Raw genomic sequence first — 24,780 nt, 5'->3', positions numbered from 1 at the left:
ATTTCAGGTTGCCCGCAATGGCTTTTTAATATATCTTAAGCGATTTGCGGGACTATGCACTTTTGCGCTGCAACCGTGTGTACTTTTATTCTGCCATAAACAACTAGGAATCTTCAGATACAAAAAATGTATCAATTTCATCTTTTAATTTATCCAATGTTGGTTGCCAAGAATGAACAAAATCCAGTGAATTACAATAATTTACCTCTTGCCAATCATTGGTAACACAAACACTGTTTAGCATTTTTAGCCATGTAAAAATATCCTTTATGCTATCTCTTTTTAGAACCATCAACGATGCAAAAATCGATTGATACTCTTGTTTCATAGGTATTTGACAAACAGCAAGACTCAGCTTCCCTAAAAATTGCTTCACATCCATGCCCCTTTTCCAATCAATTCCTGTTTGTTGGATAATGGAAGAACAAATATCCTTTCCTTCAATAACATGCTTCAACAAATATGTATAGAGCGGGCGAGGATTATCCAAGGTTAATCGAATTTGAGGGGGCCGCGACTGATTTTCTTTTAAATTCATGAAATAGTTTCCTTCATCCACCATCGCATAGATACAACTTGCCATTTGTTGGAAAGCAAATAATTCTTCTATTTCATTCTGTCTATTCTTTAAGGATAGTTCATCCGAATAGTCACCAGAATCATCCACCAAAAAAAGCAGATGGCGATATGTTTTTCCAGATACGCGTGAAGCACATTTAAGGAATAAACAGACTATTTTGGACAAATCGTTTTGAAAATCGTTCATTGTCTTGCTAGCCTTCAACATTGCAAGCAATGATTCATACTCTGAGCAAAATGCCAAACGGTGTTCCTCTTTATCCAAATCCTCCCATTTAAGAAGTTCTCGCTGCACTTCATCTACAATACAATTCCTCAATGCACCTTCTGCCATTCCTTTTTCAACATTAAACGATAACGGATAAACGCCGTTGTTCCCTTCATGACATGTTTTTTTAATTGATAGTAAAAATGACGTTCTTCCAGCCCCATGAATTCCTCTAATAATTAGAAGGTTTTTCCCCATGTTTCCTTTTTGGTTATAATGGTGCCGTTGTTCCAACCATGAAAAAACTTGGTTTGCTTGGTGTTGATGTACCATACTCTGCTCCATTTTTGAAATGACTCGTTCATCCGTTAATACATGAATATATGGTTTTTCTAACGCCTCCCAATCGATTTTTACATTCCAAAAAAAGACATCTTTCAACAAGAGCCCCTCCTTTAATTACATTTGTTATCGTTCGCGCTTTCAATTATACTAAAAAAACAACTGCCTGCATAGAGGCAGTTGTTCATTGATCAAGCGTGTTGACTAACTTTTTCAAATACTGTTTTAAGCCGTCTTTTGTATCTGGATGGCGCAAGCCAAACTCAATATTGGCCTCTAACATCCCCAATTTGTCCCCAACATCATAACGTTTGCCTTTAAATTCATGAGCAAAGACGCGTTGAATTTTGTTTAATTGGTCAATTGCATCGGTCAGTTGAATCTCACCGCCAGCACCAGGTTGTTGTCTTTCTAAGATTTCGAAAATTTCCGGTCGCAAAAGATATCGACCGATAATGGCAAGATTACTTGGCGCTTCGTCTGGGCTAGGCTTTTCAACAAAGCGTTTCACACTGTACAAGCCTTGACAAACTTCTGCTTCAGGATCAATAATCCCATACTTTCCCGTTTCCTCATGTGGTACTTTCATCACGGCAAGTGTGGAGGCAGCTGTCTTCTCATAGCTATTAATTAACTGTTTTGTTAGCGGTATCTTGTCTTCCATAATATCATCACCCAACATGACAACAAAAGGTTCATCGCCAACAAATGCTTTCGCTTGCAAAACCGCATGACCCAATCCAAGTGGATGTTTTTGGCGAATGAAGTGCAAATTAATTCCTGTTGTCTCCTCAACAACTTTCAATAACTCAAATTTTCCCTTTGAAGCCAAATTTTGTTCCAATTCAAAATTTGAATCGAAATGATCTTCAATCGGACGTTTGCCTTTGCCAGTAACAATTAAAATATCTTCTATGCCAGAAGCCAAAGCCTCCTCAACAATGAATTGAATCGTGGGTTTGTCCACAATCGGCAGCATTTCTTTTGCAATGGCCTTAGTAGCTGGCAAAAAACGAGTCCCCAAACCCGCAGCAGGTATAACTGCCTTCCGTACTACTGTCATATCCTCTCTCCTTAAAAAAAGTTATTTTAAATAACAAAATATTAGTTATTTGTCATTATTATAACATAACAGTTAGAAAAAGAATACGTTTACTAAGAAACAAAAGCTTTTATTGCTCAATTCCAACTAATCATGTATACTTCATATTGTTATCAATATTAACAAAGGAGATTCGCTATGAAGACATTTTCAAGCACCACTCTAGCCAACCTACTCGTAACCAAACGGAAAAAATTACAAATGACGCAACAAGATTTGGCAGATAAAACCGATATCAATCGTGCGTTGATTTCTCGTATTGAAAAAGAAACGTTTGTTCCTTCAATCCCACAATTGGAAAAATTAGGACAAGTTCTTTCATTTGAACCAGAAACGGTTTTTCTCGCGAAAGCAACGAAAGATATTCATAGTCCAGCACCGCTAACCATTGCCGTAGCTGGAACAGGCTATGTTGGTTTGTCAATTGCTGTTCTACTTGCCCAACACAATCATGTTACAGCTGTAGATATCATTAAAGAAAAAGTTGATTTAATCAATCAAAAGAAAGCACCCATTCAAGATGATTACTTGGAAGAATACTTAGCAGATAAAGAGTTAGACTTAACTGCCACTTTAGATGCTGAAGCCGCTTATCGAAAAGCAGATTATGTGGTCATTGCTGCTCCTACCAACTACGATAGTCAGCGTAATTTTTTTGATACTTCTGCTGTTGAAGCAGTTATTGAACTCGTTTTAAAAGTAAACCCGACTGCTTTTATGGTGATTAAATCAACTATCCCAGTTGGCTATACGACATCAGTTCGTCAAAAGTACCAGACCGACCGAATTTTATTTAGTCCCGAATTTTTGCGTGAATCAAAGGCACTTTACGACAATCTTTATCCTAGTCGAATAATTGTTTCGACTGAGAAAGATAACCCAGAGATACAAAAAGCAGCCGAAAATTTCGCGGCACTGCTCCAACAAGGTGCAATTAAACAAACGATTCCTACTTTACTAATTGGCTGTACAGAAGCTGAAGCAGTAAAACTATTTGCTAACACCTATCTGGCTCTACGCGTATCCTATTTCAATGAATTGGACACTTATGCAGAAATGAAAAACCTCAACACTCAGGATATCATTGATGGTGTTTGCCTTGACCCCCGTATTGGTACGCACTATAACAATCCTTCATTTGGCTATGGTGGGTATTGCTTACCAAAAGATACAAAACAATTGCTCGCAAATTATGATGATGTTCCTCAAACAATGATCACTGCCATCGTGGAAAGCAATCGTACGAGGAAAGATTTTATTGCCGATCGCGTACTAAATCAAGCAAATTACTATAGTTATCATGAAGAAAATACGTTCGACAACACGGTTGAAAAACAAGTGATCATTGGAGTCTATCGATTGACGATGAAATCCAATTCTGATAATTTTCGCCAAAGTAGCATTCAAGGAATCATGAAGCGCATCAAGGCTAAGGGTGCAACTGTTATTATCTACGAACCAACATTGCCAGACGGATCCACTTTTTTTGGTAGCGTCGTCGTGAATAACTTAGATAAATTCAAACAACAAAGTGACTGCATTATTGCAAACCGCTTTGACGAACAATTAAGCGATGTTAAATCAAAAGTGTATACAAGAGATTTGTTTCAACGAGATTAATTTTTTTAAAATAGCAAATAAGCGTTATCCTTTGTATGGGATAACGCTTATTTGCTCTAACCTTTTTCAGGCACGGTTACATAATGAAACCTAATTATTTTCGATATTTTTTTATATTTCTAAAAATAACATAGACAGCAATTACCACCAGTAAAAGCCCCCCAACCCAACTTAAGACCCATGAATTTTTCGCTCCAGTATTTGGTAATTTTTTCTCACTATCATTCTCTTTATCACTATTCTTTTCATTGCTTTTAGAATTACTGGTTATCGAATTGGTATTCTTCGAGCTATTTTCCGTTGTGCTACTTTCTGTTGTGCTACTTTCTGTTGTACTAGAGGTTGTCTCCTCTTTTTTAGAGAGTTTGCTAAATGATGCTTTCAAGCTTTCTAGCGCATCATCAATGCTTTGTTGCGTAGCATCTTCGTCATCAATGATTGTTTTTGCATTTATTAAAGCTTCCTTAAAAGTATTCCAGCTTTTTTCTGTGTAATCTTTTCCATCCAGATCTTTATACATTTCGTACATAGAAACTAAATTTGTCTTATCCACAGTACTGTCTGAATTTTGATACATAAATAACAACCAGTTTTCTACTGAAGTATCACGATTTATTCCTTCGACTTTTTCGCCCAATCTTAACAATAGTTGTTGTCCACTTTTATCGTTCGGATCCGCAATACTTGTTACTTTTACAAGTCGATTGTTGTATTTTGGTGAAGAAAGATACCAACGTGATACTCCGTAATTTCTCAAGTGAAATTTTTCATTTTCACCAATCGATGAGGAAATCGCTTTAATAACTTTCTCATTACCAACTGTTTCATCTGTAACTGACAGATATTTCCTATTACTGATATTCTGAATAGAATATGTACCATCATCATTTGTTATTAGACGAAACATTGGGGCATCTTTTTCCATATATTTAACAGTCACTTCACTGTCATCACTTATGCCAAAATAAGAATTCAACGTTTCTTCCGTCAAATCTGATGGAATAGTTCCGTTTAAAATCGTCGGAGAAGGAACCTCTCCATATTTTCTCACTTCATCCCAAGTGCTCTGATAATTTGGCGTAATCATTGTTCTTAACTTGAAATATGGTTGTGCTTTTTTTAGTGTTGGTTTGCCGTTATACATAGTTAATGTTGAAAAATTTAGATTATCAAAGTGATTGAATCCTTCAGGTCGCTCAGCATCAGCTGCTTTTTTCATCCAAGTAACATCGAGATTTGTATCTTGATAATAAGATAATGCTGTTTCGTAAATAGGCCTTAATTGTCCACGATAAATTCCCAATTGATCCATTTCGGTCCAATAAGCCCATATATCTGTCCGTCCATATATATTAGGTAATGCATTAGTTACTAGCTCACCTTCACCGGAAAACAAATTATATTGTGCAGCCCAATTAAATGCTTTACCCAGACGATTATCGTAAAGTTCCCAAAGATTAACATTTTGATGATATGCGATATTACAAATATCCCCCATCGCACCAATGCCTAATTGTCCGTGTGCTTGATCACGAGCACTTTCTACTGTTTGTCCAGTATCTGAAATGTAGTTAACTATCGATCCGTTGATTTCAGGATCTTGGTACATAGCAACTGCTCTGTTGAAAATACTTGTGTTATCGGTAGCAACACCAATCGCAATCATTGTCATCATTGGTATGACATCCCAGTTACCATTCGCATTCATCGGAGCTCCACCATCTTGAATAACAGGGTAAATCACGTTTAAAAGCATTTGATTAAACATTTGATGATTTTGTGTTGAATAACCTGCAAAACCGCCATCATAATAACGTAAAATTTCCGAAGCATTTATCATTTTTAAGGTCGCTAAGGAAGCTCCCAAAATTTGATCTCGACCATCGACAATTTTTAGTTGGCTTCCCCAAGTATCCAAAATATCAGCCGTTTTTTTTCCAAATTTCTCTTCCCCAGTAATAACCCATTGGAGAGCGTTAAAATACGCAGCAGCTGATGATTCTTCAAAATCAGATATATTGCCACTACCTTCAGGATTTCCTCTACCAACCCCACTTCGTGCAACAATTGGAAAATCTGCAGATGATAACTGATTAGGAACAGTATTAACAAGTCTCAGATAATCTGAATACCACGGTTCCTCTTTTTTCTGGATATGATCTTTCATCGCATGCAATTGTTGCATTGTTAAAGAAACACCAGGATGATTAAAAATGGTCACTTTTACTTCATCTGTTTTTTTAACACTTCCATTATTATACATCACAGTAAAGGCATGCTCTCCGCTAGAAAGATTCGATATTGTAGCGTTAAATACACCATTATTTAAACTAATCGTTCCATTTCCATTCACAATACTATAATGGCTACCATCGACATCTCCATTTATCGGCAGCCAACTCAATATCGACTGATTTCCATCAGTTTGTGAGAACACCTCTAATAAATCAGAGTCTTTTACCTCTTCATAAGAAAACTTGTATTCTTTTTTGTCACCAGAAACAGCATACAGTCCGGTCTCATCCAAACTAATGGGGGACTTTGCACTTTCCGAACCATCTCTAAGGGAATCCAAATGAGAATAGATAAGAACTTTATTGTTTGAGGAGTAGGTTTTAATCAAAAAGCGTTCATTCCACTTTACATCTTGTGCCGAAGCGAAAATCTGATATTTTCCTGAACCTGCCTTATTGTAGTAGGAACTATTCTGAGAAGTATCGTAGTTTTGAATCGTTAAAAATTTACCATTGTTTAAACACTTTATTGCATAGGTTACCTCTTGAGCACCACCACTGCCATTATAAGGAGATTGCGCATAGTTATAACCGTATATAGCGAACATTGCAGCAGCTTCTCGATTTACTGTCCCATAAAGTCTCCCTGAAGAGTCAACTGCAATATATTCGTTTTGTTCGTTTTTTAGCAAAACAATCTTTTGGGCAGTTTCGGCATCTTCCAAATAATTATTCCAATTACTTACAATTGGAAAATTTGTAGCTATTTCTACATTCATATACGTAGCATCAACATATGGTTGTTTATTTAAATCTGCTCTCGTTGAGTAGATATCTGTTCCAGATATTTTTGCGTCATCAACATCTTTTGTTGTTAAATGCAATGTTATATAGGATTCCCCTTCATCCTTAGCAGCCTTTATAAATGTTGTAATATTTGCTGAAGCTGAAAGTTCCCCATAGGCCACTTTCACCTCTATAGTTTCTGTATTATTCATATCGATAGGTCGATTATTATAGGTTAAATTCTGATTATTCCATTTTACATCTGTGTTTTTTCCATCTTTCGATAAATAATCATTTGCTCTCGTTATAACAATTGTATTTGCATTATTATATTTTTGAAAATTCAAATTAATTTTATCGATATTATCCATAGAGATGGTATCAATTTTCAAACGAATGTATGTATGGCATCCATAGCCAACTACGTTATTTTTCGTATTTCCAAATATTCCATTTGGACTATTTTTGAAAACCCACGCATCATTTACAATAGTATTTTCTATCTCTTCAGCAGAAACTGCCTTCAAACCAATTAAAAAAAACGAAAAGAATGTAATCATTATCCCCCAAAAAACCGTTGTCTTTGTTTTCATAAATTCCATCCTTTCTTCTCCTTAAACTTCATTAAAAAAACCAGTCAAATTATTTGTACGCGTTTCCAAAAAACGTTTTAGGTCATTGCGCCACAAAGAAAAATCATGAAACCCGTCTTCTGTATAAAAGGATACATTTGCTTTAGGATTCATTTCTACTATTGCTTCCATGACATTTTTTGTTTCTTTGTGCAAAGGATCAGCTACTCCACAAGAAAACTGAATCGTCGGAATCGTTCGATTGGATTCAAGTAAATGCTTATACAAAAACACGCAATCATTTTCACTACCATAATCTCCCCTTGAGAAAACTTGATTAAATAATGAATCGTTCCGTTCTTTTTTATAGAATACAAAAGCCGGTGAGAAGGCCCCAATTCTTGAAAATCTTTCTGGATACCGCAACCCCAATAGTGTAGCCCCGTATCCACCCATTGAGAATCCAGCCAATTGCAAGTTATCTCTAGAAAAATCGAACGTAAACCATTGTTGAAGGTATTCTACAAATTCCTCTCCAAAAGCTTTTGCAAAATTTGGTCCATCTTTCTGATTTGTATAAAAACTATTTTCACCGGATGGACAAAAAAAAGCCGTTTGGTATTCATCAGCCAAATCTTGAAGAGGAGCATTACACATCCAACTTGTTTCGTCTGAACCAATTCCATGCAGAAGGATCACTACCTTTGTTTTGCCAAGCTGTTTTTCTGGTGTAACAACCACATACGATTTTCGCCTCTGAAGAACCTCTGAAAAATATGAACAATGTCCTAGCATGCTATTCGCTCCTTCAATAAATTTGGCAAAGAAAACCAAAGATAAAATGCCTACACAAATTTTCTTATGATTTCTTTGCCAAAATGAGTTTATCCCGCAATACCTAATCCGCCAAGAATAACGGATAGAATAATAATACCTACAAGTAACTTTGTAACAGATACATTTTTCTTACGTAAAAGCCAAATACAAATCCATACAAGTGCCAAAGGAAGTAATCCTGGTAAGATTTGATCTAAAATATCTTGCAAGACAAATTTTTGTTTTGCTAATGTTGCTTTCACGGTTAATTTAAATGGAACATTTAAATAAGTCATAGCACCAATCATCATCAAACCAAGCATACTGCACCCTTTGGTAATCGATTGTAATAATCCACTTTCTTGCGCCTCACTAATATAATTGGCCCCTAATTTGTATCCAACTACACCTCCATAGTAACGAACGAAAAAGAACGGTAGATGATAAATCAGTAAAAAGAGAATTGGTCCTAATAAATTCCCCTTTTGCGCTAAACTCATGGCAACACCAGCAGCAATTACACGAATGGTTCCTGTAAAAAATGAATCCCCTAGTCCAGCTAACGGTCCCATCAATCCTACTTTAATCCCATTTACCGATTCATTAATATTATCCAATGGTTTCTTGGCATTCTCCTTTTCCATTGAGTAAACAATTCCATGAATAAATGGGAGAAAAGCTGGATTGGTATTGAAATACATTACATTTCTTTCCAGCGCTGCATAATAATCATCATCATTTTTGTAAAGTTTTCTTAAAAGTGGTTTCAAAGTCCACCCAAACCCTGGCCCTTGAAGACGAACATAGGTTAGTTCAGCCATAGCTGTTAACCCCCGCCAAAAAATTGAATTTACGTCTTTTCGTTCCTCTTTGGTTAAAGCTAATTTACTCATGACAAAAAGTCCTCCATTTCGTTAGCCATTTCAGAAGTATTTCCTGTATTTGTTTGAAGAGCTTTGGCTTTTTTGAGAGCAGCCATTTCCTTTGTGTGTTTAAAATCATGGAAAATGAAGTAAACTGCAAATGCACCTCCAAGAATTGCAATTCCCATTGTATTCATTCCTAAATAGCTTGCTAAAACAAATCCAATGAAGAAGAACGGGATGATTGATTTGTCCCACATTGATTTTGTTAAAATAGCCATCCCTAGAGCTGGTAGTGTTTGAGCCATAACGTTTAACATTGCATTCACCTGTGAAGGTAAATTATTCATAAAGGATTCAATTGGTCCAACCCCTGCATAAATACCGATGAATGTCATAATTGCAAATGGTATTGGATAAAAGAACATAGCAAAAATATGCGCATTATTAAATTTCCAATCTTTTCTATTGGCAATCGAACGATCCATGTAATCAACTAGAAAGTTAAAAAATAGTACGACTAGATTGAACAAGAGAGTTGCTAACAATCCTGCAGGAACCGCAATGGCAACTCCAGCTGCTACTCCTTTGCCGGTTAAGATACCAAAGGCTGTACCAAAAATTGCTCCTGTTTGAATATCGGAAGGAACAGAGCCACCCACTGTAAAAGTACCCATAAAAACTGCTTCAATTGCGGCGCCCAAAATAATCCCTTGCGTCAAATCTCCTAGAACCAATCCCACCAGTGGTCCAATCCATATTGGACGAGGAATGAGATTTCCGAAACCCCAATCAAAGAATTTTGACAAATACATTATGAATGCTACTAATACTGCATTTACCATCATTTATTCTCCTTTATTAAAGTATTTTTTTAAATCTAAAACAGATTGGTCAGGTACTAATTGGTACTCAGTCTGAATACCGCGGTCGATTATACTTTTTAAATCTTCTTTGTCTTGGTTGCTTAGATAAACATTGTCATTTAACTTCATTCGAGGTTCTTTTGAAGTTAACACCCGACCAAAATTACCAATATTTACTTTTTTAACACCTTCTACATGATCAACTACAAAACGCGCATCTGCTGGTGAGTCAACGACAATTAGTATATTTAGTTGTTGAATTCTTGCATCACTTAAGAGTTTTATTACATCTTTTTTTGCTAATACAATTACTTTTACGGTATCTGGTGCAGCCATTTTTAATGTAGAACTTAAAATAACATCTGACGCAGCCTTATCGTTAACAACAATTATCCGATTCACACCCAGATGCTTTGTCCAAATTAGAGCGACTTGTCCATGAATAAGTCGTTCATCTACTCGAATCATCGAAATCATCTACTATTTCACTCCTTTCAAATTTTCATCACTTTGGGATCCCATCTAATTAATAAGCAAATATCATGCCAAATAGAGTCGAAACGCTTTCAAAAATGAAAGCGTGCCAAAACTCCATCCCTTCAACCTTTTTACCTTTGCCTTATGAAATCAAATTAGAAAGGTAATTTGGGAAATGATCTATAAAAATGTGTCGGAACTTGCTAATGCATTTTGCTTGCATAATAACGATAGATTCCTTGGCTAACCCCAGCATCATTATTTGATGGCAGAATTGCTGAACTTACTTTTTTTACCTGTTCAATTGCGTTTCCCATTGCAAACTTTATGGTTGCCTGTTGAAAAAGACTTAAATCATTTTCTTGATCTCCAAAGGCAATTATGGTGGCCTCATTCATTCCAACTAGCGAGAGAAGATAATGCAAACTTTCCCCCTTTGAAATAGTTTCCGCCATCATTTCCAAATATTCTGTATCACTTTTAACTAATGTAGCTTTACAATGGTCCAAATTAGTTCGTATTCTTTCAAGGGTGTCCTGTTTTGCATTCTTCAAAGCTATCTTTAGTACGCCTTGTGTTTCGAAAATTTCATCAATTTCATTTTCATGAATCTGTTGATAGCGTGTCATAGGTTTTTGTTGCTTAACCTGGTCCTTGCATAAGGATGAATCAATCAGTTGATAATTAGTCACTTCATTATTTAACCAGATGGTCGAGTGTGATTTTATTCCTAAATTAATCATTTGTTTCATAGCGAAGAAATCAATTTCTTTTTTAAACATAATCTGTCCTCTAGCATTCGCGATTACTGCACCATTAAGAGCAATGACGAAGCCAGGAACCTCTAAACACTGGAAATAACCCAACGCTGATTCAAGGCTCCTTCCAGTTACGATGATAGTTGTCGCGCCTTTTTGTGCTGCATACTGAATGGCTTTTACATTTTCGACTGCTATTTCTTTATCATCCGTCAGTAACGTCCCGTCCAAATCGATTGCAAAAACATCCATTTTTTTCACCCCTTAACAGACAGTTTTGAAGATTTTCACTCAAAAGAATAACGTTGCTCCTCATACATTACCGCTGAATTTCACGATTTTTTTGATGAATTTCGCTTAAAATATCTTCTTTCGAGAAAGACTGCCAATCTCCATATATTGTATGCTTCATCGCAGAAAGACATGTACCAAATTGAATGGCATCAAAAGCTCCCATATCCTCAAGGCACCCAAACAATACACCAGCAAAGAAGGAATCCCCACCACCAACTCTATCGACAATATTGGTTAAGTCATATTCATCAGACTCAAATAATTGTCCTCTCTCATATAAGTACCCTTTTAACTTATTATGAGTCGCGTCAAAGACTGTTCGTTTGGTAGAAAACAAGTATTGAATCGTTGGAAATTTGCGAACAATTTGTTCATATTGTTCAGATAAAGTTGGATAGGTGTGGCAATCAACATCAAAAAAAGTTGCTGCATCTCGACTGCCAGCTGAACAAAAAGTGAGAAATGGAGCAATTTTTTGAACAAATTCACGACAACGATCCGTCGTCCATAATTTGCTACGGTAGTTAACATCTAGCGAAACTGGAATGCCTTTTTTATGAGCGTATTCAGCAAGAAAAATAGTTGCATCAAACCAAAATGGAGACAACGCTGGTGTAATGCCTGAAATATGAAAAAGTGAAACGTCTTCAAAGATAGCTTGTAGACTTTCAAACGAAATTTCTGAACGAGCAAATGCAGAATTTGCGCGATCGTAAATAACTTTTGATTTGCGAATGCCTACACCATCTTCAAGAAAATAAACCCCCATTCGACCGTCTAGGTATTGAATAGCGGAGGTTTCAACATTATTTTGGCGAAGTACTCTAGTGGCAAGTTTGCCAAATTCATTTTTAGGCAATACGGTTAGTACTGATACTGAATAACCTAAATTAGCCAGCGAAATAGCTACGTTTGTTTCGCTACCCCCAATTGTCATATTCAATTTTGAACTATCTATTAATTGGTTTTGCTTAGGTGTTGATAGTCGAAGCAATATTTCACCAAGTGTTAAAATTTTTGTTTTCATTCAACTTCACTCTTTCTCCCTGTGTTTTTCAAGATAGCTAAAATAAGAAAAATCAGCGTGGGATTTGTGATCGTACATATCTTGCGCACAAATTCCGACCATCTCACCTGTAAAAGCAAGTTTGCCACCACTCTTAATTGCATCATCACTTAATCCGTCTATTCTAAGCTTTGAACCAACTAATTGAAAGGACTGCTTTTCAGGATATTTAAACGAGAACTGTGCAACTTCCTTTGTAACTTCAACCCGTAAAATAAGAGGGGTCTCTTTCTCAATATAAATTCTGTCAGATGCATAGTGGAATTTATTTTGAAAATTTTCCTCCAACTGAATGTATTTTTTTTCTTGGTTATCATCAAAAGAAACATGCAAATAAACCCAGTTATCCGTATCATAAAACAAAACTAGGCCGGCCATTTGTTGAAAATTCGCGGGCTGAAACACCATTTCTGTCTCCGCGATGAAGTTGAAATGTTGCCATCTTCTTGCTAACAGCGTTTGCTCATGTAAACTAGAAATACTCTGCCTACCATAAAGTCTCAAATGCCCTGGACAGTCTGTTAGAGAAATCTCAGGACGATTAATCGGCATTCTCAACGATTTAAACGAAGCTGGCAAGTCTTGATTTGTAAAGCGAACTGTTTCGCTAAAATCCATTTTCTGAGCAATTTGCTTAGCTATACTTGGCTTTTCAACATATAAATCTGGATGATGACTACCGTTAGCTAAGTGAGGCCAACCATTTTCCCAAACTATTTTTTGGAGAGAGGTTTCTCTCCCTAGGGGACAATTCCCACGTTTTTGAAGTGGTCGTGAACAAATGTGAGCGATGTACCATTCATCTGCTTGCACTTCGATAAAACAGGCATGTCCTGATTTTTGAAGAGGATTATCAGGATCATCCTTGGTTGTCAAAAAAGGGTGCCAAGGTGATAGTTCATAGGGTCCTTCCAAATATTTTGAGCGACTTACTGTAGCCGCATGACTATACCCGGTACCACCTGCAGCTGCAAGGAGATAATACCATCCATCCTTCTTCACTAATTGTGGTCCTTCACAGACACCCAAATCCGTTCCTTTGAAAAATCTTTGCCTTTTTCCTACTAACTCTTTTTTATGCCAGTCAAATTCTTGCATGACAAGTCCTGAAAATCGCTCATAGTCCAAGCGATGATCATAGAGCATACTCACTAAATAATGTTTTCCATCATCATCATGAAAAAAGGCGGGATCAAATCCACTAGCATGAAGAAAAAGTGGCTCTCCCCAATCTCCAGTTATATCTTTGGACACAAACAAATAATTTAATGTGTCTTTGAATGCAGTATTGGTTTTTACATCTGTTACTACGAGCCAAAAATATCCCTCTGAGTAACTTAGATGTGGTGCCCATAGACTACCAGAATTATAATTACCTTTGAAATCTAGCTGAAAACAAGTTTGGATAGGTGAAGCCACGTGCCTCCAATTAACTAGATCACGGGAATGATAAATATCAATCCCAGGCATCCATTCGAATGTAGAAGTGGCCATATAATAATCTAAACCGACCTTCAAAATACTTGCATCTGGGTGAAATCCTCTTAAAACAGGATTGACTAGCTTTTTTCCCATCGAACTCTCTCCTACTGATTTTTTAGCGACTGTTTTTTAGCTTTTCAAATTCTTTGACATACTGCCTTGCATTCTCTTCTACAGCGGCAAAATCATTCCTGGCTGCCGGTTTAACCAAGTTACCACCAACACCAACTGCAATTACCCCCGCCTTGAACCATTCGCTCATATTTTCGAGACTGACACCACCTGTAGACATAATATTCACCATTGGTAAAGGTGCCTTAGCTGCCTTAACAAAATCTGGACCTAAAGAAGACCCTGGAAATAATTTTACAATGTCCGCTCCAAGCGACATGGCCTGCTTCATCTCTGTAATGGTCATACATCCAGGAATATATGGAATTTGGTATAGATTACAAAGCAGAGCTGTCTTTTCATCGAAACAAGGACTCACAATAAATTTGGCACCTGCCATGATGGCTAATCGTGCGGTTGTGGCATCCAAAACAGTTCCCGCTCCAATTAGAAAAGTTTCACCATTTTCCTTACTTAATTCCTCAATTACTTCGTCTGCTTTTGGCATAGTAAAAGTCACTTCAATACCCTTCAGTCCGCCACGAATAAGGGCCTCGCTAGTTTTTTTCCCGTTTTCTTTACTATCTCCCCGAACAACCGCTACAATGCCAGCCTCTTCAATTGCCTGTAAATATTCCGTTTTTTTCACTAGTATCCCTCCATTATTTAGATTCATACCCATATGCTTCAAACTCCGTTAACGCCGGAAAAGGTGAATCATCTTCATGTTTAATCAAATTTTTTAACGTAATAAATTCTGTTTTCTGCGGTGCTATCGAAACAATTTGCCGCTTTTTATCATTAGTCAAGACGATGCTCATATCTGTATTGTCTGAAAAGCCAACTGTTGCTTGCGTCCAGTAGCTATCATGGGGATAATCTGCTCTGAGTACAAATGCTAATTTATCAATCAGAACGGTTCTTCCAAAATAAACGGTCCACTGCGCGTTAGGATTTTGATTTATTCCCCAAGATTGATATGGAAAAGAGCCATGACTCTGATTTGCAATCATGCCATCAATTGCATTGCGTGCAAAAAAGGTCGAATCATTGCGCGTTTCAATATTGGCATCAGCATGAGGATATACGCCAGAATCTTCCTTCTGATCATGAGGGTTGCAGGCAAGATTGCGATACATCGCTAATTCTTCTATTGTGGGTTTCCATGCCCGTATATAATGTCTTTCGCCAGAAAAAAATTTCGGCGTAAACGCACGTCGCAGCTGCTCATCTAGTAAAACAGGGTAACGCCATTTCTTTTTTTTAAAATAGACAAGGCTAGGTGTGAAGGATTCATCAATTTGTATCCATAAAAATTGATTTGCCTTGGCTACTTCAATTTCGATAACATCTCCAACTCGATAGCTCCGCTCTTTCAATGCGATATAGACTTCATGACTATCGGAATGTGAGATAATTTCACCATCTTTATCATTTTTTAAACACAATGTAATCATCGCAGTTCTCCATTCATCTGTCTTAAACGAGTTGCATCCCCATTACCAGATCAAAAAATCTTTATCTAATAAACGAAGGATTCCTTCGACAAAATAGTAATCCGTATAAATGATAGGCACTTCTGTCCATCGATCTTCATGGTAGCTTCCGGTGGCACCGCTAATTAAGCCATCTTTTCTTTCATCCCAAATTGAGTAGCGCTGTTCAATTGTTCTCAACAGCTTTATTGCTGCATCTTGATACAGCTCCTTTTCTAAATCTGGCACGTGATTTGCAATTTCAAGTAGACCACAAGCTGCAATCATCCCAGCAGATGTATCAATCATTACTGGATCTTTAGGTGCTCGAAAATCCACTAAGGGAATCCACTTGTTTTTTTCAACCTCTGAAATAAAGTAGTGTGCAACCTTCTTTGCGGTATCAAGATAAGCTTGATTATGGGTATGTACATAACTCAAAGCAAAACCATAAATAGCCCATGACTGTCCTCTTGACCAAGAAGATCCACTTGCATACCCCTGCCCGGCAGGTGTTTCTAGTAAATCACCATTCGTTGGATCAAACACGACAATATGATTCACCGAACCATCTGGTCTTACAAGATTATTCATTACCTTATTGGCATGATCTTCAGCAATGAAACGAAAACGAGGGTCTTGTATCTCCTTTTCTGCCCAATACAATAATGGGATATTTAACATAGAATCAATAATGACCCAACCTGCACGATCTCGATTCCAAGAACGAATATATTTTCCTCGTGGATTGTACCTCCCTGCTAGTAATTGAGCAGCATGGTGTCCTCTCGTTTTTGAGCGTTCATTTTGAGTTAATCGATAATTAGCTACCGCAGTATGTAGCCACATGAAACCAACATCATGGTGTAGTCCGTTGAAAATATCAAACGCTTTATCCAGTCTTTTTTCATTTTCTTCAGCAACCTCTCGATATTGTTCATTTCCGGTGGCATGATACATTTGCCAAAGTATCCCGGCCCAAAAACCATTCGTCCACCAAACAGGATCCGTTGTTGCCATATCCTCCTCATATTTTCCACTCTGCATGTCTGGGATGTATGGAATTTTTTCACCCACTCTTTGAACTTGAAGTGTTAATTTATGATGAATCTTAGCAAATGTTTCATTTGCCCAATTGATATCCTCTTTTGTGATCATTGCCTTCCTTCCTTTCTTACTACTATTCGCTTGTCAGCAATGAAGACCTGATAAGCACGGTCTGTTTCAATAACTTCCGTAGCGAGTGCTTTTTCTTCTTGCTCGCTCGTCCCTTTCACCAAAGTAAAGAGATGATGCATTCCAGGTAGCAGCATTGTCTCTAACGCCGGAATAGCATTTTTTTCTTTGTTATAAAGATTGGTATTTGGTCCCTGTACAACAACGATTGGTCGACGTTTATGGCTAAGATTTATGATGGTCGACGTTCCGTACCGATTCTTCAATTTGCTGGAATCATCTCCAACGTAGGGTTCATCAAACTTTTTATTCCATTCGAACAAAGGAAACCCTCCTTCTATGCAATAAACTTCGAATGGTGTACTCACTTCATGAATCCGGAAATGCAAATCAACTGTAAGGGGAATCAAATAGGTGCGAACGAGCACTTTTTCAAGAACATGCCACTCGCTTACCCCATAATCTGGATAGACGAAACTGTCATCAATTGCCCCTCTCATTGCCAAAGGACTTTCACGATTAATCGAAAAGCCTAAGGTTGAGTCAATTGCTGTATGTTCCAAAGAAGAAGAATCCCTTGAAAGATTAAAACCAAAATAACTAGAATAAACAAACTTGCCATATTTTTCATTTTGATGATAGACTCCAAGGTTTTTACTATATGTAAAATGATTAAACAAACTGGTTCTTTCCGACGACCACATTAAATGTATCTTTGGCTTTTCAAGTAATAATGGCATTCCTCTCTCACTCGTAATTTTCCCTTCCTTAGCCTTCCAAAAAAGATGATTGTCTGGAAGCATCAATAACAAGAAACTTTTAAATGCCCACATTGGTGATCCAGGTGCATTGTAGTCTTCCGAAAGCAGTAAGTTCGCATAGCTGTAACCAATCATAAGATGATGGTTGCTTGTTTCCAAAATTTGTTGCTTTTTCCAATAACGAAAATTTTGAAAAATCAACTGCTTAATTTGACCTATTGTCCAGACTGTGTTTTTATATTCACCCGATAAAAGAATAGCTACCCAAAAACTAACATGTGCGAAACGATACGTTAAACTTCTTCCAAATGGAATGGATCTTCCTTCTTCATCGAAATAGTAAGGATAAATGGTAGCAAATTTCCGTGCTCTTTCTCGATACAATCTTGCATCCTCGTCTTCAGAAATCGTCGCATAAAGCAAACCATAGAAATGAAAGCCAAAAGGAATGTAGTAATCCATTTGATTTCTGTCTCCATCAAAATACCATCCATCACCTAAGTACATCGTTTCTAAATGCTGTTTTGCTTCCGTTAACTTTTTTTCAGAATAAGGAGAACCACTAGCTTTCAACCCAGCATTAACTAACACCACGAAAAAATACCAATTTCCATATGGTATTTCGATGGCATTAATGCCATTTAACCAATCAATGAAATATTCCTGTCCACCTTTTGAAAACAATCCTAAAAATTTTTCCCGGTAATGTCCTAAAAGAAAGCCCAACACACCTATTTCGACGGCAATTTGTCTTTTTTGAGTAGACATCTCAGGTAAATGTTTCTGTTCTACTTTTTGAATAAATTTTTTGAGAAGTCTCGGCTGTTCTAAACTGTTACTTTCCATAAATAAAGGAATAATTCCCCAAAAACTGCGCAAGCATGCCTCTAGTTCACGTATATCATTGTCATAAGTTGCTCCTGAATAGGTAACATATGCTTCGTTCAGTGGGGTCATCTCATGTAACCAGTTGACTATCTCCTTTTTTGAATTCATCGCCTTAAAAAAAATCCTCCATCGTTTCTGCTTTTAGCTGCTGCACTGTAATCATTTTCATTTCATTTTTTGCCTGTTCTAAGATTGGTGAGATAGTAGCTGGTGTGTTCGCTTTGGCAATAATTATTTCCATAGCCAGTGGCAAATTCACTCCCGCTATAAGCGTAACTTTCGGATTCACCGTCAATTTTAGTGCTGCATTACAAACGCTTCCTCCAGCTAAATCACCAAGTATCACTACATGATCAATGTCATCTGTCATACAATGCTCCATTTTTTTTACGATATTGTCTGGATGATCCCCCGGCATTAAACCAAATGCATAAACATTTGATTGTTCTCCTGCAATCATCTCTAGGGCTTTTTTTAATCCTTTAGCAAATTCATTATGTGATATTAAAAAATAAACTGTTTTTTCCAAACTCTAGCATCTCCTTCAACAAACATTCTTCTCTGTTATACAATTAGCAAAATGTATGCCAATTTGTGGCGGTTTCTTTCAAATATAAATAATGTCGTAAATATATTGAATCTCGGATTTACTAACGACAATGTTATAAGCAGTCTCCAGAATGCTGATTGCATCAGAAATAAGGCTCATTTTGTATTCTTCTTCTCTGGTTAGTTCTCTCATTTCATAAGTCGTCGCGTCTTGATTCCGTATAATTCGTTCCACCAATCCAGCTATATGGACATATAAAATGGCTTTTTTACTATTTGTTAACGTAACTTTTAATCGTCTTTCTAATTCAATAATCACTTCATCAATGTATTCAATCACTTTTTTTACATCCAAGATGGTGACTGCCGATATGAGCCGTTCAATTGACAAGTTTCTAACAAGATTATCGTTGATCATTTTTCTTGTATCGCTATCACGAATTTCTTTAAAAATTTGATCGATGCGTTCTTTTCCTTGACCAGAAATAAGATCCTCCAATGACACATATGGGACAGATTCAATATTCGGGTTTTCCGTTCCAACAATTCCTTGAACGGCATATTGCTTAAACAGCGTAGTTTGTTCTCCATATTTTTTTAGGTAATGAAAGTCGACAGCTTCTATTTCATAGCCAGTTTCTTTCGGTATACTACTTTGTAAAAAAGCCTTTAATTGTTGTGCTGCACCCATTCCTGTATGGCAGACAGTAATAATCATTGGTTTCCTCTTATTATTGGGATACACCACTCGATATTCTAACGGCATGCCATCTTTAATTTTCTCAGCAATAATTTCCAAGTCATTTTTCTTTTTTACTAACTCGCCAATAAATAGTGCTTGTTGGGTGATAACGTTATTCATAATTAGCATTGGACCGGATAATTGATCCTTTAAATTTTCAGCCAAAACCAGCAATGAGCCCATATCGACCAAAACAATCAAGCCATTTGAACAATCATTTACGGACAAATAGTGATTCATAAAGTCCTTTACTTTTTCCAGTGGTACATTAAAAGGCATATCAAAGGCATCAAACAAATGCTCATCCAAAAAGCGATTTACGACATCAGCAATGCTACTGGCCGTTGAAAATCCATGTGCCAATATGACACAACGAGTTTTTGGACTTTTCACTTCCAAATTCAATCCCCGCAGATATAAAATGAGCAAGATTTTTTCTGTTGCAGTCAAGGTGACATCTAATTTTGATTCGACTAATGCCAATAATGCATTTAAAAGCTTTGATTCTCTCATCAGATGATCGCTAATAAATTTTTGAATAAATAATAATTCTTCTTGAGAAACAAAATTTTGATCAATGGTTAATTGGTTTCGTTTATATAGATAACTCGTTAAAGCGATAATTGAATTACCATGAATTTTGATAAAAAAACTAGATTCGAGAAAATTAATAAGCTCCTTCACTGTATTACGTAGCAACTTTAAACTGGCTTTTTCTTCAGCATCATCATAAACAAACATTTCTATAACCGTTGTTGCTTCTCTGGATAGTTGATTAATCACATAATCACTCGAAATTTCATTGCTTTCAAATTGTTGAAATATTCTTGCTACTACCTTAAAAAAATCCATAATCAAGCGGTTATCTTGATTATCTGTCCGAATAAAATCCTTTGTTTCGTTTAAAGGAGTGATTTTTACATCTTGATCCTCAATATTATCAATTTCTTTTAATGCTAAAAATTTGGCTAACAAATTGTTTTCTAAAGATTCAGCGGTTATTGTTAGTTCATTTGCATTTATTTTTTTACTAAATGCTCCTGCACAAATAATTTTGATTAAATTTTTCAATTCGCCGACATTGTCCCGATAAACCATCGTTAAAAGACGATTCATTATCCAAGGACTGACAACAATCGTACAGTTTAATTTCCTACTCTCCTGAATAAAAAACGTGTAGACATATTCTGCAATCTCATGTTTCGTTCTTTCTTGTAATGTAGGGATATGTGCAATAATAGGAATTCTTCTAATAAAGGTTCGTAAAAAATTTTCTTGTACCGTCTCGGTCGTTGCAAAAACTAGGCGTACATGAGACTTAATTGTCTTTTCGTTTTGACCAATTCTTGAAAAGGTATGATGATCAATATAGTGAAACAATTTTTCTTGGCTTTCTGGTGATAATCGATGGCATTCATCTAAAAATAGTACGCCACCATCTGCGGCCTCTAACAATCCAATATGATTGTCATCTGCACCAGTGAAGGCTCCTTTCTTGTATCCGAATAAAATGCTGCTCATTAATTCTGGGTTATGGTAATATTGCGCACAATTTAGTTCCAGATAGGGGGCATTTTGTGCCAGTATCCCTTGCTCGACACAAAACTCATACAATTTTCTGGCCAATAGACTTTTTCCTACGCCTGTATCTCCTTGCAACATAATAGGCAATCCTGTGCCAGGATAAAAGGTGGCTGCCTTTATTTGATCAATTACCTTATCCAGACTCTCCTTATCCCCAATGACCTCGTCAAATACTTTACTCTCCATTGTTTTTTCCTTTTTTTCTTGAATGAGTGCATCGTAACTTTCATAAACTGACTTTATTGGTTCAAAAAATAATTCAGCAAAAACTTGTCGGTCATAAAACATTGCTGGCCGTGTTTTCACTTTGATAGCTAGCCCTTCTTTGACCAACTCATTCAAATATTGACTAGTCGTATTTCTTTGAATGCCCACTTCTTTTGCAATTTCCTCTGCTGAAAGGATGTCATCTGGTGCCAACGTTTTTACGTTATTTGTAATAGATTGTAGTGTTTCAATTACTAATTTTTTCGACATACGGTAATCCACTCCTTATATCTATTCTGATATCTTTGAAAACGTTTTGCTTTTTCCTTTTATTATACCTTCAAACAAGAGAGGCGACCCTCTTTTCATCTTTAAAAAAAGAAGTATGAGAACAATGGTTACCGTTCTTTCTCATACTTCCCTTCACTAATTATTTTTACTTTGATTATTCAGGTTGTTTCCCAATATAGGCTAAAATTCCACCATCTACGTATAAAATATGGCCGTTCACAAAATCAGAAGCAGGACTAGCTAGAAAGACTGCAGGTCCTTGTAAATCAGCTGTTGTTCCCCATCTTTCAGCGGGTGTTTTCGCAATAATGAATTGATCAAAAGGATGTCTTGAGCCATCCGGTTGTTTCTCTCTCAATGGTGCAGTTTGTGGTGTTGCGATATAGCCAGGACCAATTCCATTGCATTGAATGTTGTATTTTCCATACTCCGATGCAATATTTCGTGTCAACATCTTAAGTCCACCCTTAGCCGCAGCATACGCCGAAACCGTTTCTCGTCCTAATTCACTCATCATAGAACAAATATTAATGATTTTTCCCCCACCATTTTCAATCATTTGAGGGATGACTGCTTTTGATACAATAAATGGTCCATTTAAATCGATATCAATCACTTGCCTAAAATCAGCAGCACTCATTTCAATCATCGGTATTCTTTTAATAATACCGGCATTATTTACTAATATATCAATTGAACCTACTTCTTCTTTTATTTGGCCAATCATGTTTTCAACCGCGGTTTCATCAGTGACATCACATAAATATCCATGTGCTTGAATATCCTTTTCTCTGTATGCTTTTAACCCGCGGTCTAATCCTTCTTGGCTACGGTCATTAAACACAATTGTTGCACCAGCTTCAGCCAGACTTTCAGCAATCGCAAATCCAATACCATACACCGCTCCAGTTATTAAAGCCGTTTTCCCTTTTAATGAAAATTGATTCATGTATATTTCTCTCCTTTACTATTTTAAATCGTCCATTGCTACCATATCCATATCTGTATAAGTGATATTTTCCCCACACATTGCCCAAATGAAGGAATAGTTCGTTGTTCCTATCCCTGTATGAATCGACCAACTAGGGGACAGGACAGCTTGTTCATTTGCTACCACTAAATGTTTTGTTTCATCAGGTTTGCCCATTATATGGAATACTTTTGTATCTTCTGAAGCAAAATCAAAATAAACATATGCCTCCATCCTTCTTTCATGTGTGTGACAAGGCATGGTGTTCCAAGCGCTTCCTGGCTCTAGAATTGTATACCCCATCTGTAATTGACAACTTTCGCAGATATTTGGATGAATGTATTGATAAATTTTTCGTTCATTAAGGGTAGCACTTTCCCCAGTCTCCATAGGTGTTATTTGATCAATACTTATCTTTACATTTGGATATTTTTTATGTGCTGGCACACTACTTATATAAAATTTAGCTGGGTTATCTGCTTGATCAGATGAAAAAACAACATGTTTTGTCTCTTTTCCAATATAGAATCCATCTTGTTTATTCATAACTTCTTTTTTTCCATCAATTTCGATATAACCTAATCCGCCGATATTGATAACGCCTAATTCACGTCGTTCTAGAAAATAGTCGACTCCCAATTCTCGATCCAGTTTAATTTCTAAGCTATTGTCTTTTGGCACGACACCTCCTAAAATCATTCGATCGTTGTGTGTGTAAGTTAATGTAATTTCACCATCAACAAATACCTTTTCGACTAAAAACTCTTTTCTGAGTTCTTCTGTCGAATAACGTTGGATATCAGCAGGACTATGAGTATAGCGTGTTTCCATTTCTACATCTCTCCTTATGAAAAAAATTTTTTCTTGCCTATCTATTTATTAGCAAAAATTGTGCCAACTTCTGTCGAACATCATTTTTTTAATAAAAGTGCGCAGGCTGTCATCTGATAGGGAGAGACAATGAAAAAGCCTTTTTCGGTTCTTTTCAGTGACATTTTTTGATCTTCTAATCCAAAACTCGCAACGATGGTTTGAAAGGATGTCGGAACAAAAACTTCCATTTCATCAAAAAAATGAATGACTACCAACAATTTTTCTTCACGTTGCCTTTTTAAAATTTGATGTCCACTCATTCTTTGATAAGATAGCGGGAGATTACCCAAACGTTCTGTGATTCCATACTTAATAATAGGAACGATACTTTTATAAAATTGAATGGCTTGATCCACAATTTTCCATTGAACGTCAGATAGTTTCTCAATATCGCCAGACAAACACATTCTTCCCAGAAACGTACTAATCAACGAGTAATAAAGTCTTTGTTGACTGTCATTTTCCCTTAAAACCGCCCAAATTAAACTTTGTCTTGGCAACAGCAAGTGATGCAAGTTAGCAGCAATTATCGGTATACTATCGGCTTCATGTGCATCAGAAAAACTTGATAAATCCGACAAAGACATCATGGAAGGTTCTAAGCGATGACCTCCCGAAGAGCAACTTTCAATGATCAAATCTGGTAATCTATTCTTTATCTTTTGGATAAATGTTTGTGTTCCAGCCAATTGCTGCCGAAGTTTTTCACCATAAGACTCTGCACCATCCGCACCAATGCCAATGGTTTCGTTGTAATCAATCTTCAAGTAACCAAACACATATTTTTGCAAAAAGTCAATGATTTTCTTTTCCAAATAATCAATGACCCAGGGATCATTCATATCCCAAAATCGCCGTTTTCCAATAGTTAAAGGAAATCCATCTTTCTTTAATAAATGATCAACATATGAAAAAGCGATTGAGTCTTCTCCGACCGTTTCAAATTCAAACCAAATTCCGGGAATCATCCCGTTCTTTTTTATTAGGTAAGTTGTAAAATGAAATGCATAAAGAAATAAACAAAAAAATCATGTAGATACGTTATACTTAAAAGCGTCAAAACCATAAGTATGAAAGAGGTATCTACA

20 protein-coding genes are annotated in these 24,780 nt (G+C 36.5%); 1 reads left to right on the top strand and 19 read right to left on the bottom strand.

Going from position 1 to position 24,780, the window contains the following annotated elements:
- Positions 1–103 precede the first annotated feature (103 nt).
- Both ACFSR0_RS03055 and galU read right to left on the bottom strand, forming a co-directional pair.
- Positions 104–1,228: a hypothetical protein gene (locus ACFSR0_RS03055; protein WP_379979792.1), complete on the bottom strand. Its 1,125-nt coding sequence runs from the start codon at positions 1,226–1,228 to the stop codon at positions 104–106.
- An 85-nt stretch (positions 1,229–1,313) separates the two neighbouring features.
- Positions 1,314–2,192, bottom strand: coding sequence for a UTP--glucose-1-phosphate uridylyltransferase GalU (galU, locus tag ACFSR0_RS03050; RefSeq protein WP_379979790.1), 879 nt, complete (start codon positions 2,190–2,192; stop codon positions 1,314–1,316).
- A gap of 177 nt (positions 2,193–2,369) precedes the next feature.
- Here galU and ACFSR0_RS03045 point away from each other — a divergent pair, with 177 nt between their 5' ends.
- Positions 2,370–3,851 (top strand): nucleotide sugar dehydrogenase, encoded by a 1,482-nt coding sequence (locus tag ACFSR0_RS03045; RefSeq protein ID WP_379979788.1) that lies wholly within the window; start codon positions 2,370–2,372, stop codon positions 3,849–3,851.
- 94 nt (positions 3,852–3,945) lie between these two features.
- Here ACFSR0_RS03045 and ACFSR0_RS03040 read toward each other — a convergent pair whose 3' ends face one another.
- The 17 genes from ACFSR0_RS03040 to ACFSR0_RS02960 all read right to left on the bottom strand — a co-directional run bounded on the left by ACFSR0_RS03040 (position 3,946) and on the right by ACFSR0_RS02960 (position 24,675).
- A complete protein-coding gene (locus ACFSR0_RS03040) occupies positions 3,946–7,473 on the bottom strand; it encodes an alginate lyase family protein (RefSeq protein WP_379979786.1) in 3,528 nt (1,175 codons plus the stop codon).
- A 12-nt stretch (positions 7,474–7,485) separates the two neighbouring features.
- Complete coding sequence (locus ACFSR0_RS03035; RefSeq protein ID WP_379979784.1) at positions 7,486–8,238, bottom strand: alpha/beta hydrolase; 753 nt, start codon at positions 8,236–8,238, stop codon at positions 7,486–7,488.
- Between the two features lie 89 nt (positions 8,239–8,327).
- Positions 8,328–9,152: a PTS system mannose/fructose/sorbose family transporter subunit IID gene (locus ACFSR0_RS03030; RefSeq protein WP_379979782.1), complete on the bottom strand. Its 825-nt coding sequence runs from the start codon at positions 9,150–9,152 to the stop codon at positions 8,328–8,330.
- Positions 9,149–9,967 (bottom strand): PTS mannose/fructose/sorbose/N-acetylgalactosamine transporter subunit IIC, encoded by an 819-nt coding sequence (locus tag ACFSR0_RS03025; protein WP_379979780.1) that lies wholly within the window; start codon positions 9,965–9,967, stop codon positions 9,149–9,151. The genes ACFSR0_RS03030 and ACFSR0_RS03025 overlap by 4 nt, the downstream gene beginning before the upstream one ends.
- Before the next feature lie 3 nt (positions 9,968–9,970).
- Complete coding sequence (locus ACFSR0_RS03020; protein ID WP_379979778.1) at positions 9,971–10,465, bottom strand: PTS sugar transporter subunit IIB; 495 nt, start codon at positions 10,463–10,465, stop codon at positions 9,971–9,973.
- 203 nt (positions 10,466–10,668) lie between these two features.
- Positions 10,669–11,475, bottom strand: a complete 807-nt coding sequence (locus ACFSR0_RS03015; RefSeq protein ID WP_379979776.1) for an HAD family hydrolase — start codon at positions 11,473–11,475, stop codon at positions 10,669–10,671.
- A 67-nt stretch (positions 11,476–11,542) separates the two neighbouring features.
- Positions 11,543–12,544: a PfkB family carbohydrate kinase gene (locus ACFSR0_RS03010; RefSeq protein ID WP_379979774.1), complete on the bottom strand. Its 1,002-nt coding sequence runs from the start codon at positions 12,542–12,544 to the stop codon at positions 11,543–11,545.
- 6 nt (positions 12,545–12,550) lie between these two features.
- On the bottom strand, positions 12,551–14,158 hold the full coding sequence (locus tag ACFSR0_RS03005) for a glycoside hydrolase family 43 protein (protein ID WP_379979772.1): 1,608 nt from the start codon (positions 14,156–14,158) through the stop codon (positions 12,551–12,553).
- A gap of 22 nt (positions 14,159–14,180) precedes the next feature.
- Positions 14,181–14,825 (bottom strand): bifunctional 4-hydroxy-2-oxoglutarate aldolase/2-dehydro-3-deoxy-phosphogluconate aldolase, encoded by a 645-nt coding sequence (locus tag ACFSR0_RS03000; protein ID WP_379979796.1) that lies wholly within the window; start codon positions 14,823–14,825, stop codon positions 14,181–14,183.
- Positions 14,826–14,838: 13 nt separating this feature from the next.
- On the bottom strand, positions 14,839–15,633 hold the full coding sequence (locus ACFSR0_RS02995) for a hypothetical protein (protein ID WP_379979770.1): 795 nt from the start codon (positions 15,631–15,633) through the stop codon (positions 14,839–14,841).
- Positions 15,634–15,675: 42 nt separating this feature from the next.
- Entirely contained in the window at positions 15,676–16,809 is a 1,134-nt protein-coding gene (locus ACFSR0_RS02990) for a glycoside hydrolase family 88 protein (protein WP_379979768.1), read from the bottom strand.
- Positions 16,806–18,584, bottom strand: a complete 1,779-nt coding sequence (locus ACFSR0_RS02985; RefSeq protein ID WP_379979766.1) for a DUF2264 domain-containing protein — start codon at positions 18,582–18,584, stop codon at positions 16,806–16,808. Before ACFSR0_RS02985 ends, ACFSR0_RS02990 begins: the two co-directional genes overlap by 4 nt.
- A 4-nt stretch (positions 18,585–18,588) precedes the next feature.
- Positions 18,589–19,005: a PTS sugar transporter subunit IIA gene (locus ACFSR0_RS02980; RefSeq protein ID WP_379979764.1), complete on the bottom strand. Its 417-nt coding sequence runs from the start codon at positions 19,003–19,005 to the stop codon at positions 18,589–18,591.
- A gap of 78 nt (positions 19,006–19,083) precedes the next feature.
- Positions 19,084–21,828 (bottom strand): sigma 54-interacting transcriptional regulator, encoded by a 2,745-nt coding sequence (locus tag ACFSR0_RS02975; RefSeq protein ID WP_379979762.1) that lies wholly within the window; start codon positions 21,826–21,828, stop codon positions 19,084–19,086.
- Between the two features lie 175 nt (positions 21,829–22,003).
- Positions 22,004–22,798 (bottom strand): gluconate 5-dehydrogenase, encoded by a 795-nt coding sequence (locus ACFSR0_RS02970; protein WP_379979760.1) that lies wholly within the window; start codon positions 22,796–22,798, stop codon positions 22,004–22,006.
- 18 nt (positions 22,799–22,816) lie between these two features.
- Positions 22,817–23,650, bottom strand: coding sequence for a 5-dehydro-4-deoxy-D-glucuronate isomerase (gene kduI / locus ACFSR0_RS02965; protein ID WP_379979758.1), 834 nt, complete (start codon positions 23,648–23,650; stop codon positions 22,817–22,819).
- Positions 23,651–23,730: 80 nt separating this feature from the next.
- The gene (locus ACFSR0_RS02960; RefSeq protein WP_379979794.1) at positions 23,731–24,675 is read right to left on the bottom strand and encodes a glycoside hydrolase family 36 protein; all 945 of its coding nucleotides are present in this window, start codon (positions 24,673–24,675) and stop codon (positions 23,731–23,733) included.
- Positions 24,676–24,780: the final 105 nt, after the last annotated feature.

It is taken from the genome of Enterococcus camelliae, from assembly GCF_042685105.1.
GTDB classification, from domain to species: domain Bacteria; phylum Bacillota; class Bacilli; order Lactobacillales; family Enterococcaceae; genus Enterococcus_G; species Enterococcus_G camelliae.
This window is presented reverse-complemented; position numbering and strand designations above follow the sequence as displayed.

What these genes read in the sequence shown, in the direction of transcription:
- kduI (WP_379979758.1), bottom strand. Translation starts at nt 23,650, where the DNA reads ATGGAAACACGCTATACTCATAGTCCTGCTGATATCCAACGTTATTCG.
- ACFSR0_RS02975 (WP_379979762.1), bottom strand. Translation starts at nt 21,828, where the DNA reads ATGTCGAAAAAATTAGTAATTGAAACACTACAATCTATTACAAATAAC.
- ACFSR0_RS03045 (WP_379979788.1), top strand. Translation starts at nt 2,370, where the DNA reads ATGAAGACATTTTCAAGCACCACTCTAGCCAACCTACTCGTAACCAAA.
- ACFSR0_RS03005 (WP_379979772.1), bottom strand. Translation starts at nt 14,158, where the DNA reads ATGGGAAAAAAGCTAGTCAATCCTGTTTTAAGAGGATTTCACCCAGAT.
- ACFSR0_RS03035 (WP_379979784.1), bottom strand. Translation starts at nt 8,238, where the DNA reads ATGCTAGGACATTGTTCATATTTTTCAGAGGTTCTTCAGAGGCGAAAA.
- galU (WP_379979790.1), bottom strand. Translation starts at nt 2,192, where the DNA reads ATGACAGTAGTACGGAAGGCAGTTATACCTGCTGCGGGTTTGGGGACT.
- ACFSR0_RS03040 (WP_379979786.1), bottom strand. Translation starts at nt 7,473, where the DNA reads ATGGAATTTATGAAAACAAAGACAACGGTTTTTTGGGGGATAATGATT.
- ACFSR0_RS03010 (WP_379979774.1), bottom strand. Translation starts at nt 12,544, where the DNA reads ATGAAAACAAAAATTTTAACACTTGGTGAAATATTGCTTCGACTATCA.
- ACFSR0_RS02970 (WP_379979760.1), bottom strand. Translation starts at nt 22,798, where the DNA reads ATGAATCAATTTTCATTAAAAGGGAAAACGGCTTTAATAACTGGAGCG.
- ACFSR0_RS03020 (WP_379979778.1), bottom strand. Translation starts at nt 10,465, where the DNA reads ATGATTTCGATGATTCGAGTAGATGAACGACTTATTCATGGACAAGTC.
- ACFSR0_RS02990 (WP_379979768.1), bottom strand. Translation starts at nt 16,809, where the DNA reads ATGATCACAAAAGAGGATATCAATTGGGCAAATGAAACATTTGCTAAG.
- ACFSR0_RS03025 (WP_379979780.1), bottom strand. Translation starts at nt 9,967, where the DNA reads ATGGTAAATGCAGTATTAGTAGCATTCATAATGTATTTGTCAAAATTC.
- ACFSR0_RS02985 (WP_379979766.1), bottom strand. Translation starts at nt 18,584, where the DNA reads ATGAATTCAAAAAAGGAGATAGTCAACTGGTTACATGAGATGACCCCA.
- ACFSR0_RS02995 (WP_379979770.1), bottom strand. Translation starts at nt 15,633, where the DNA reads ATGATTACATTGTGTTTAAAAAATGATAAAGATGGTGAAATTATCTCA.
- ACFSR0_RS03015 (WP_379979776.1), bottom strand. Translation starts at nt 11,475, where the DNA reads ATGGATGTTTTTGCAATCGATTTGGACGGGACGTTACTGACGGATGAT.
- ACFSR0_RS03030 (WP_379979782.1), bottom strand. Translation starts at nt 9,152, where the DNA reads ATGAGTAAATTAGCTTTAACCAAAGAGGAACGAAAAGACGTAAATTCA.